The sequence below is a fragment of the Ancylothrix sp. D3o genome (assembly GCF_025370775.1).
In the GTDB taxonomy this organism is placed as follows: Bacteria; Cyanobacteriota; Cyanobacteriia; order Cyanobacteriales; family Oscillatoriaceae; genus Ancylothrix.
The window spans coordinates 31,301-42,222 of record NZ_JAMXEX010000022.1 but is presented as its reverse complement, the minus strand read 5'-3'; the positions used below and the strand labels follow the sequence as shown (position 1 = coordinate 42,222).

The window sequence follows — 10,922 nt, the reverse complement described above, 5'->3', positions numbered from 1 at the left end:
GTCTACGGTTGTGTGGACTCGCAACAGAAATTTGTCAATGACTTTGTGGCGGCGTGGGACAAGGTGATGAACCTGGAGCGCTATGACCTTCGTGCAGTTCAAGCGAAAAGCTCTGCACGGGGTTTCTAAGCCTAGTATCAGCTACGCTAACTTGCAGTAATTTTGAACGTGAGTAGAAGCCACAGACAAAAATGAGAGCGGCGTTTCAACTTTTCTTGAAACGCCGCTCAGGGCTTTATACCTTGATGCCGAGGCTATTTAAAAAGCTGAAATTGAGTTCTCGGTGGTGCCGATTTGTGAGATCGTTAACATGACCCAAAGCACACAGAAAATTCAATATATAAAATAGCTGACCACAACGTTATTTGTAGCTGCATGCAGAGTAAATCTAACCTCTTGATGTACATCGCTACTTGTTCCGAAGCATAACGGTTCGGGTCAGCGGTTGCCAAAATTTTTAAATCCAACCCAAGCGACTTCGGTCAATCCGCTCCACCCGAATTGTTAGACCGCTACCTGCACTGGTTTTAGCGAATTATTTATCAACGTCTACTAATGAACCTCCCAATGTAGAGGAGCCACCTATACGATTGCCTTTTAAGTCCAAAATTTTGACCCTGGCCTTATCAGGATTTTCAGGAGAATAAATAGCAGCCCAAGAATTCCACAAACTTTGAGCAGCCTGTTTACGTATCTGATATGGTTGGTAATACCAATCGTTAGCAACTGTAATTAACACCATACCGTTTATATATTCAGCAGGGCTGATATCAACAAACAAAGTACCGTCAGGATCAATAGCTCTCACTGCTTGTTCAAACTTATGAACTGCTGAGACGGTGTCCTCAGATACTTGAAATGCAATCAGAATACTATTAGAAACTATTGAATTTTGTGGAGTTTGTACAAGTGCTTTTGCTTCTTGAAGTGTAGCTAGACACAACAATAAGCAAACAGTACACAAAATCAAAACTCTCTTAACTACCTTATTGAAAAGCTCTTGAACATTCAAAACCATTTGCCAGCTTTCCAACGTGGTCAAGCTTTTTTTCGCTTTGGCTATATCCATTACTATTTCTCCCTCAATATCTAGCTGAAACTGACGTTTTGTGTTAAGTTCAACAACTACTTATGAAGTGTTCCCTTGAAATAATGAATTCAACCTTTTTCAACTTTCTGTTACGTTTAAAGGCTTTACCCTAAAACGTATTGTGGTGAGCTGCTTTTGAGTACGTCTCACCGGAACCTCAGCAGTCTAACTATTTATTATACAGAAAGTTTCCGTATAATCTTTTTCTCAATCCTAACACATCAAGCATTATAACGGATTCTTGCCTGAATCTACGAAAAACTTCTTTTTTACCCGCTTATTTAGGTATTATACAAAATTTTTCCGTATAACCACCCTTTACAGGCAGGGCTAATTTATTCTGGTGAGAGAAAGATTAGGGTAATCTAAACGAGTAAGCCCTCGCCCTAACATGATCATAGAAAACCAACTGGATAGGTAGATGACAGCTAATTTGAGAGTAGCCTTGGCGCAAGAGCCTGATTTTCGCGCCCCCAGAGGACGCTGTTATCCTCTATAGGTAATTTTACCATTAGTGATCATGGGAACTCGAGAGTGGTTGCTATGGTTATTGCGCCCTTGAAAATTTTGCAACTCGCCATTATCAAGCTTTAGCACAGCAGTTGCAATTGCCCGCAACGGGTCCACCTTCGGACTCGACTTTTAGGCGGGTGAGGATGGGCATCAATTTTGACGAATTGGCCGGCATACACAACACCTGTCCATAACAATGTGTGGAGTTGCATGCAGAGTAGATTTAACTTCTTGATGTACATCGCTGTTAGTTCCGAAGCATAACTGCTCAAATCAGCGGTGGCAATAATCCCGAATTTAGAGCGAGTTACTCTTGACCGTTCGCTGCATTTGAATAGTTAGGCTTCATCCTTTCTGATTAATGGCACCAAGTGCATCATGTAATCTCGTTTTCCAATTGGTACACCAGCCATGCGTAGAATATCGTAAGCCGTGACCAGATGGAAGTAAAAGTTTGGAATTAGGAATTCATTCACATAGGCATTACCAGGCAACTCAATGTAGAGGCTCTGACCCAAGTCAATGCGCTTCACCTCAGCTAACGAGAGAATCTTCAGCATTAACACCCAAAAGAAGTTCCTTAGTGTTTGCGATGTACAAGGGATGCCTGTGCAAGAGATGTGACCTTTGGATCTAGATTATTCGCAGGTTTGCCATTACACCAGAGCGCAAAGTTGTGTGGTTGATTGCAGGTGAAAGCAATCTGTGTACCAAACGGAAGCATATCAGCCACAATGCGCTTTTGAAGGAATGACTCGTAATCACAATCAGGAGTCCTAGCTGACTTCAAGAGATGCTCAAGAGTCGTTAAGCGGCTTTGAAAGACGGTTCGGATTAAATCTATATTCTGGCTTTGCATTTTATGCTCCCTCAAGTCGTTCTAATAATTCTCTTTGTAACATGAGGACTGTGGCTAACGTTTCATCAGGTAATAACGCCATTTTTTGCTTTGCATAAAGTTTGATTTATCTATTAAAATAAAACAAATACTGAGCATTTTGGTATAGATTGTCGAACTAAATTAGCTTTTTTACCCCTGTCAAAGCCCTAAGTTTTAGGTAAATACCGGGATGAACTATCATCTGGTCGGGCGTGTAGATAGCGTTCTGTTGTGGAAATGCTAGAATGTCCCAAAGTTGCTTGTACCAGATGTAGAGGAGCACCCCTATCTAATGAATGTGTTGCGTGGGCTTTCAGGCAACCAATGAGGTGATACTTTTTGTTCAAGACCGGCCCTGATTGCCGCTGCCCTGACAATTCTGACAACATTGCTTGCAGCATAATGTCGGCCTGATTTAGTAGGAAACACCGGCATCATTGAAGTGGCATTTTTGGGTGTAGATCGGTGGGTAGTGTACGGTTGTCTACGGGCCGGTGGTTAGTCCTTGACTGTTGGTTGCCGGTGGTTAGTGTCCAATTCTAGGCCGGCTGATGCTTAGTCCTTAGATAAAAATGCAAATAGTTATTATAATTGCAGCAAAATATTGGTAAATTTTTGTGACTTCGAGATATATGAATAGAGGGTCATAAGCGTAAAAAAAAGTTTGAGTTTGGAATTTTATTAAAGCTAAAAAGACCTTACCTTATTTCTGTCTTCCTACTATAGAAATTACATCAAATCTTAGAATTTTGTATAAAAAACATAATAAAGTAACAAAATGGCTAACTTGCTAATATTTATTGCTTGCAATATTGCTTTTTTAATTGGGGTTGTCTAGTTGCTAGAATTACTCTAATTCCGGCTTTAACCCGAACCCATCCAACAATTCAACCGCTTTACGTTTTACTTCTTCACCGCGCCGATCATATTTAGCAGTAGTCGCCGGGTCTGCATGACCGGCCAACTTTTGCACTGTTACCATATCCGCTCCTTTATCCAACAGATTACTAATAAATGTGCGGCGGAAATCATGGGCAGAAAAAGTACCGAGGCCGGCTGCTGCTCCCCTTTCTATCAACCTTAACGCTAGGGCATCGGCAGTTATGCGTTCCGTTTGAATGGCCTTCCCAACACATCGGTAAAGCAATGGGCCGGCTTTACGTCCTCTCACCCCTAACCAATCATCAATTAATTTAGTACCCCCCGGTGGTAAATAAGCCTGTCTTGTCTTTTTCCCTTTCCCTTCTACTACCAATAGACAGCCGTTCTCTGCATTATAATCTTTTAAATTCAGTGCTACTACTTCAGATCGCCTTAATCCTGCACATAAACAGGCAATTGCTGCTGCATCCCTTGTACCGGATGGCGTTTTAGATTCTACACATACCCGGATCAGCGCTTCTATCTCTTCTGGTTGTAAAAGCCGGCCCCTTGGTGGTGTATTTCCTGTCAGGGGAGGCACACTCACCGCATCTTCATAATCATCAATGCTTATCAGCTTTAGTTTCCGAGCACATTTTAGAACTTGCTTAACTGCTGTCAGCTTCAGGTTGCCTGTTGTTGGTGGATGTGTTTCTGCCAAAACCGAACGTAGCGCAGCGGTATGTTCATATTTTAGTTTTGCCCAATCCAAAGTCAGATGGTCACATTGGCCATTACTTAATAAATTGGCCACCCAGTTTAAATTGTGTGTCATCGTCCGCCTTGACGACGCTGCTAATTGACTCAAGTAGACAGCCGCCGGGTGTCTAGCTAGAGGTAATGGTTCCGCTAATGCCAGAACAACTGGGACATCATTACCTTTTTTAGACGCTTTCATAGGCGGAAACGGGACAGTAAACCCATACTTGGTGTCTTCATCTTCCCACAGTCTAGGGGGAACTTCCACACAGGCAATAAGGCCCTACCGGAGTCCGGTAGCGTTCTTCAAATAAACCATCTCTGGTAAAGGGGTGTTTCCATAACAGTTACGAGGCGAAACTGCCAACCCTAAAAGATTTATTAACAACCAAAGAAAAATAAAAAAATCAGCAGTTTTTTATCAAATACGTCCACATCCAAAAAAAAGAGCGTTCCTAAGAATTTATAGTATTTTACTTAAACCAAGAAATAAATAAAAAAATAAAGTTATTGCGGGATAAAAAGTTTAGCGTAATTTTATGCGTCATTTTTAAAGGTAAAAGCTGTCTATGAGGCGGCCACTTCTATTGATGGAGCCGGTGTCACCCCAAACATCAGTACGAGGACGTTACGTTAGGAAAATGGCCAAAATATCTAGTAGGTGCGTAGGCCGGTATTACCCCACCTCCTGTGATGTGGGGTGGACAATTTCTCTCTGCGCCACCTGAAAAGCGCTCTCATGTCCCTGGCCCTCATGCTTGTTTGGCACGACTGTGAGCTACCACCAGCCTCTCTTAGATGTGCTAAGACCGGCATTTTATAGCAGACTTAAGGGTAAAATGGCCAACAGAATACACCTCGACCACCGCTGCTCCAGACGACGGACTTGGCCCCAATGAGTAAAATGGCCAACACAATACACTGGCCTAATCGCCCGATATCGAATAAAATGCGATTTCCTACCGGCCTCCAATATGGACATTCCACTATCGTCTCTTTAAGCTTCGGCGCGGTTTAGTCAATGAAATCAAACAAGTCAATCAACTCAATAGTCAAGTAAAAAACCATTTGGATTGCTCGGCATCGGCTTCTGTGGAGAGCGTTGCCCTGAGCGAAGGGTCACGATGAAGTCATCACGGTTGCGGCAATGCCCCATTCCAGCCGATGGATGCTGTAGGGCCGGTGGAAGGGCCGGTGCGTGTTGAGATGTTTGGGATATTATGGAGCCGGTGGATGCAGAACCGGCCTGCGAAATTATTTTGAGAACTTTTCCATTTCATGTTTTAAGGCATTGTCCCATTGATAATTTTATAGTTGACTTCTAATGTTGTGCTGCTTAAAACCTAATTATCGAAATTGATGGAGAAAGTCATTTTACTGCTCAGGGTAAGTATTACGATAAGGAGAGGACGCGGATTTTAGAAGGCAATAGACTAAAAGTAGTTAGGTTTACAAATCTTGAGGTTTTGCGGGATTTTGAGGGAGTTTGCCGACAGTTAGAGGTTTTTATCTTCAGGGGGCGACAAGCCTCCTAGAAGGGTTGCTGTATAAGCTTTATAGCCCTTAAGCCCTGCCGATAAAATTTGCGTTTATGGGGAATACAACCAATTAATTGCTCTACCCATTCAAGACACTCCTGAAAGGCAACTATCCAATTGTGACCATATAAACCAACCCAAAAGTTGCTATGCCTTTTTCTATTTCTTTGGCTTTCAGAGAGCCTACAAATATATGCTTGTTGCCCCCCCTGAACAGTTCTTTTTCCATGTAACCATGCGGCTGTCATGGCTAAAGCAATTAGTAATATTAATCTTACTAATCTATCAGGGGAAGCTTTGGAATCTTCCAGATTATACCCCCCGGTTTTAGAATCTTTAAACATAGCCGGAGACGGAGCATCTCCGGCTCCGCTCTATGCCAAAACGTTTACTATAAGCTGATAATGTAGTTTGGCAATCCTCAAGATTAGTTAAAAGGTAGAGAGGTTCATCTTTTTGTTTGCTTTTATATTTCCTTGGACAATAAATAGCAAGATTAAACCTGAAAAACCCTTGATTTTGACTCCAGATTATATCTCTATAAAACTTTTTTGGGCCTGGTTTTATTGTCAGGCTTTTTAAGGATTTACTTTGGGTCTTTTTTGGCGGAAAGTTGTGTCCTTTTTTTGGCGAAATACAAAGCTTATGTTCTGACGGTGTAACCACTGCGCTAGTTCAACACTATGAAATTCCCGGTCGCCAATAATGACTAATTTATACCTTCTCAGTAAACGGATAACTGGCCGCAACACTTTTTGTTGTTCCGCCAGAGAACTCGCTCCATCTTTATCCAATAATTCCCAAAATATTGGGAAGGCTCTCTTATGATAAATCGCACTTGCCATCAAGACAATATGGTCGCGCCATTGAGTTCTATCTAGGGCTACTATCAGTTTCTTTCCTGGCTTTATTTCTCTAAATAAAAGCTCTTTAATTATCGGAAACCACAGCAAAACTACGCTCAAAGCATTTAATCTTAAAAACCTCTGCAAGTGGCGACGACGACTATTTTCTTGAATTGGTAATGGAAAAACTGCTGCCAGTTTCTCTATTTTTACTTGTTTTTGGGTTTGTAGTACCCATAGGAGCATATTTAGAGTAATTAATTGTGCTTTCGTGAGATATTTTCCCAGAATTGTCTGGTAGAATTGTGGCAACATATATTATTAGTTTTTGTGGCGGTCTTGTTATATTAGCGAGACCGTTCTTTTTTACCATAAAACCAGAATTTTGCAAGGGTATATGTTTGGACTACCGCGAGTTTATTGCCACTAAGCAAGTCCTGCCTTCAACTTTTCCATCCGGGGGTAAAACCCAAAAACCATTAGCCATCAAGCGTTCTGGAGCGCTTGTCGCCCCCTGAAGCCGAAAGGTTTACGCACGGTTTTGAAGACGAGCGATGCTCGTGAGGGCATCGCTTAGTTTAATAAAAGCGGTGGTTATAATTTGGAAGGTTCTAAAGCTTCTGTTGAACGCTTAACTCGTCTAATTTTATTAATAGCAATTGCTTATACTATTACATCCTTACAGGGGTTAAAAATTAAAGAACTGGGGCAACAAAAATATATCAATCGCCTTCAAGAAGTAGGACGAGACTCTAAACGTCATAGTAACTTTTGGATTGGCCAATATGGGTTCTTATGGATAGCAGCAATGGACAAGTGGTCGGATTTAGCTCAAGAATTAATGAAAAATAAGTCGGTGGGAATTGCCTTTTTTTCAGAAGGGACTGCGAGCTATAATCTTTATTCAGTCTGCCTTGTAGCTTTCTTGTCACCCCGTCAGGTGCATGAGTTTGCTTGCCCTCAGTCTACCTCCCCTGAAATTTTTCGCTCTCCGATTACACCAGACAACAAAGAATAGCTCATGGCTATTTTGATTTTGAAGTAAGTCTCGCCTTAAATGAAGAACCTACTGTCCGGTAAGCTTCTCGATCTCTTCGGCTACAGCGTCACGAATAGTAGGCCCTCCTTCCAACGCTGTATAGCTGAGGGTAATGATGACATCGGTAATACTATCAACAAAATCTATTTGGTTCTTTGCTTTAGTAGGAGGCATTGCGAGTATCCAGTCGGAAATAGCTCCAGTGCCTTCAAAAGGAAGGTAGCGATCGTCCTGAAAATTAAGGACAAATAAACCGCTATCGTTAACTCCTTTGGAAATAGCAATTTGTTGGCTGTTTCGCCAATCTTGACGCAGGATTCGCAACTCAGGAGAATCACCTTGTCCAGTCAGCAACCACTTAACAGCTTTTTCATCAGGTTCAATTAATACCTTGTTGCTCGTTTGTGTGAGGGTAGCGTTAATGTTTTGGTAGGGGCCAACCACTGCCGGAATAGTCACTGAGATGGTTTTGATTTGACGGCAGTAATGGCTGGGAAAGTCGAGAGCGAAGAGTTTTTCGTTGAAGCTAAAGTTGCAGCTTCTTTCGATCTTTAATTTGTCTAATGCTTCCGGTGCGAGTTGGCGCAGGGAAATAATTTTTTCGATTTCCAAACGCCGATCGCTTCCATCTAGATAGGCTTTCTCCAGTTGATTCAGCCCTAACATTAAACTTTCGCCTGCCAAAAGTCCCTTTTTGTAGCTGTCCCAGTATGTGGGTTGCAAATAGGTATCGTCTTTGTTCAGTTCGTACTGATAAGCTTTTTGGGCAGAATAGGCCATTTCCAAAGCAATTTTGTAGGTTTGGAAATAGAGGCCCGACAAGCGACCCACCATCCACTGATACAAATCTTTGTTGGTAAACTTGTCCTTAAAGAATTGTTCGACTTGGCGGGACTGTTCGATGCTCTTGTGGTGAACGTCGATTTCGGCTTTGGCTAGGTCTACTCGCACTTTCGCGGCTGTGATTTGCGTCTCAATTTGCTGGGTGTCCCAGTCAGCCATTTTTTGCTGGAATGTCCAGTCTTCCTCTCGGCGTTGGAATTGAGCGACGGTTGAGGCTAAAGAGGCACGGTGACTTATAATGCCTGCAATGCCATCAAGAGCTGCCGCTCCCACATTAACCGCCTCGCCAAATTGCATACCTCCGTTAGCCAGTCCAAATGTATTGGGCAATAAGTAGGCAGCAACCGCAGCTCCTCGGATGGCAGTTGCAGCGCTCTGGGGTTGTAATGCTTCGCCCATGAGTGCTACGGTAGCCTTTTCCTCAGCATTCCATCCCCCAGCGATCAAGTTTTGGTAGTATTTAGAACGATCGCTCGCCGCTTCCAAGCTCTTTTGCAGAGAAGTGAGGTTGGCTTCGGCTTCTTGGATTTGCTTTTCCTTGGTTTTGGTAATCAGTTGCAGCAATACGGGTTCTTGAGTGGCTCGCAGCAGTGCCAGTTCTTCCGCATCTTTTTTCTCTAAGGTATTGAGTAGGGTGGAACCGAGCTGGATGACGGTGGAAGCCATGCCTTTAGCGCGTTCGAGCAGGTGGGAGAAGCGATAGTGCGGTACGCTGTCTGTGAGGGATAGAGAGAGCCCGCCATCTCCTGCGGCTGCTTGGCGCACCAATTGCATCGGATCTATCGGCGGTTGGAACAAGGCGAGTTGTCGCTCAATGCCTTTGATATTTTGGCAGTGGCGGATTTTGAAGAGGCGATCTTCTACCCGATCCCAGTATTGGGCGAACTCTTGGTTTTCGCTGACGCAGAAATAAGCGTCGAGAGCGTTAAAGGGAACGGCATCACCAAACTGTTTGATGAATTTTTCGTACTCTGGGTGGGTTTCTAGGTCGATGAGGAAGTCAGAAATGTTTCCTTTTGCTCCTGCTTTAATCTGTGCGAAGGTTTTGGGTTCTGGTGAGGGAGGTTTGCCTGCATTCTTCGGTTTGGGACCGAGCAAGTCGTAGGCGAGCAGGTAAAGGGTCGTAGCCTGGGTAATAGACTCCCAATTGTCTTGGGTAAACAGCGCGTCTCCCCAGTTGAGCAAGTTGTCGATATATTTCATCACCACCGCTTTTTCGTAAGCGCCAATTCGCAGACGAGCAATGGCGTGGGGATCGAAAGGATTTTCTTTGTAAGCTTGGATGGCTGCCTCGTTGGTTAAAATATCTTTGAGTTTTTCTGGGGTTTGACCTCGGAATGGGAGAAACCGCCAGAAGCGTTCTGAGGCATTTACATTTCCAAAGTTGTTAAAAATTTGCTCGTTGCTAAGAGCCACGTTCCAAATACGAACGTTAGCAATTTGGCCTTTAAAATAATGGTTGCGTTCCCAACGACCAATGTTTACGTTATGGGTTCCTTCAAAAGAGGTATGCCCTGTAATTGAAGCATCTAATTTGCCATTAATGAATATTGCTTGTTCTTTTGTTGATGTGCTATAGCGCCACACTATTTGATACCACGTTCCTTCTTGAAGCTCAGCTTTCCCAGGTAGATCGTTACCGAAGAAACCCATATAAGCTTTTTTGTTTCTAATTACTAGGTGAAGGCACTTTTTGTTTGTTCTGTCGTCATCCATACCGAGAATTGTTCGATCGCCATCGGAAACTCTAATATCGCCAGGAGGGAGCTCGTCTGCTTTTACCCAGGCTTCTACAGTAAAGTCGCTATTGTTCAGTTTCAGGTTTGATGCTGCTGTTAATGTTACATAAGTGGAATTTCCATCAAACTGCAACACATTTCTGGAAGCCGATCCAGGAAAGTCTCTTACCGTTGTCCAATTAGGAGTTCCCGTCAAAGTCCCCGTGTTAGTGCCCTCTTTATCAGATATCGTTGTCCCTTTTCCCTCATCCAAAAGCCAATAGGCGATCGGTTTGGGCAGTTGAGGAGATTGAGGAGGTTGAGTAGGATTGAAAATATATTGATACCACTGACGTGCTTCGTTGTAGCGCTGGTGAGCGTTTAAAGTGGAGGCAATCAAGAAGGGAATGTGGAAGAAAATTTCCCAGAAGTATGCACCGTAAGCACCGTCAAAGTCGAGTTGATTGTTGGATACACGGGGAAAGTCCGGTTCGGATATCAGTTGAGACTCAAGAGAGAGCAAACCATCCAGACCTTTAGAAAATAAGGTATGACTGAATTTCTGAATTGCGCTGGTTGTCAGGCGGGTTAGGTCAGAGGCTTGTCCGGAGAGTGTGGAAAAGGCTTCGCTTCGGTGCTGAAAGATGAAATTTTGGTTTTGGTTTTTAATTGGAGTAACGGTGGTATTGTTTGGAAGTTCAAGGTTAGAGGGTAAAGTGGTGAAAACAGGAAAAGCGCAATCGTCAATATCAAAAATATCCACTTTATCGGAGTATCCACTTGCATTATATCCGCCCGCAAAAACCACCAAATTGCCTACTGTTGTTGCTGCTAAC

11 protein-coding genes are annotated in these 10,922 nt (G+C 43.2%); 2 read left to right on the top strand and 9 right to left on the bottom strand.

Annotation, left to right across the window (positions count from 1 at the left end; genetic code table 11):
* Positions 1–535: 535 nt before the first annotated feature.
* The 6 genes from NG798_RS23110 to NG798_RS23085 all read right to left on the bottom strand — a co-directional run bounded on the left by NG798_RS23110 (position 536) and on the right by NG798_RS23085 (position 5,383).
* Complete coding sequence (locus NG798_RS23110) at positions 536–1,069, bottom strand: hypothetical protein (RefSeq protein WP_261226072.1); 534 nt, start codon at positions 1,067–1,069, stop codon at positions 536–538.
* A gap of 872 nt (positions 1,070–1,941) precedes the next feature.
* The gene (locus NG798_RS28245) at positions 1,942–2,163 is read right to left on the bottom strand and encodes a DUF1993 domain-containing protein (protein WP_261226071.1); all 222 of its coding nucleotides are present in this window, start codon (positions 2,161–2,163) and stop codon (positions 1,942–1,944) included.
* A 20-nt stretch (positions 2,164–2,183) separates the two neighbouring features.
* Positions 2,184–2,462 (bottom strand): DUF1993 family protein, encoded by a 279-nt coding sequence (locus NG798_RS28240; RefSeq protein WP_261226070.1) that lies wholly within the window; start codon positions 2,460–2,462, stop codon positions 2,184–2,186.
* 188 nt (positions 2,463–2,650) lie between these two features.
* Positions 2,651–2,884 carry a tyrosine-type recombinase/integrase gene (locus tag NG798_RS23095; protein WP_261226069.1) on the bottom strand — a complete coding sequence of 78 codons (234 nt, stop codon included), beginning with the start codon at positions 2,882–2,884 and terminating at the stop codon, positions 2,651–2,653.
* A gap of 446 nt (positions 2,885–3,330) precedes the next feature.
* Positions 3,331–4,179: a site-specific integrase gene (locus NG798_RS23090; protein ID WP_261226068.1), complete on the bottom strand. Its 849-nt coding sequence runs from the start codon at positions 4,177–4,179 to the stop codon at positions 3,331–3,333.
* A 1,057-nt stretch (positions 4,180–5,236) separates the two neighbouring features.
* Complete coding sequence (locus NG798_RS23085; RefSeq protein WP_261226067.1) at positions 5,237–5,383, bottom strand: hypothetical protein; 147 nt, start codon at positions 5,381–5,383, stop codon at positions 5,237–5,239.
* Between the two features lie 66 nt (positions 5,384–5,449).
* On the opposite strand from NG798_RS23085, the gene NG798_RS23080 reads away from it, so the two are divergent.
* Entirely contained in the window at positions 5,450–5,638 is a 189-nt protein-coding gene (locus NG798_RS23080; protein WP_317619629.1) for a DUF559 domain-containing protein, read from the top strand.
* Here the strand turns inward: NG798_RS23080 and NG798_RS23075 are convergent.
* Complete coding sequence (locus NG798_RS23075) at positions 5,635–5,985, bottom strand: hypothetical protein (protein WP_261226066.1); 351 nt, start codon at positions 5,983–5,985, stop codon at positions 5,635–5,637. The two genes, NG798_RS23080 and NG798_RS23075, sit on opposite strands and share 4 nt — an antisense overlap.
* A gap of 234 nt (positions 5,986–6,219) precedes the next feature.
* Positions 6,220–6,801 (bottom strand): transposase, encoded by a 582-nt coding sequence (locus NG798_RS23070; RefSeq protein ID WP_261226065.1) that lies wholly within the window; start codon positions 6,799–6,801, stop codon positions 6,220–6,222.
* A gap of 286 nt (positions 6,802–7,087) precedes the next feature.
* Here NG798_RS23070 and NG798_RS23065 point away from each other — a divergent pair, with 286 nt between their 5' ends.
* The gene (locus NG798_RS23065) at positions 7,088–7,504 is read left to right on the top strand and encodes a hypothetical protein (protein WP_261226064.1); all 417 of its coding nucleotides are present in this window, start codon (positions 7,088–7,090) and stop codon (positions 7,502–7,504) included.
* A gap of 48 nt (positions 7,505–7,552) precedes the next feature.
* Here NG798_RS23065 and NG798_RS23060 read toward each other — a convergent pair whose 3' ends face one another.
* Positions 7,553–10,894, bottom strand: a complete 3,342-nt coding sequence (locus NG798_RS23060; protein WP_261226074.1) for a LamG-like jellyroll fold domain-containing protein — start codon at positions 10,892–10,894, stop codon at positions 7,553–7,555.
* Positions 10,895–10,922: the final 28 nt, after the last annotated feature.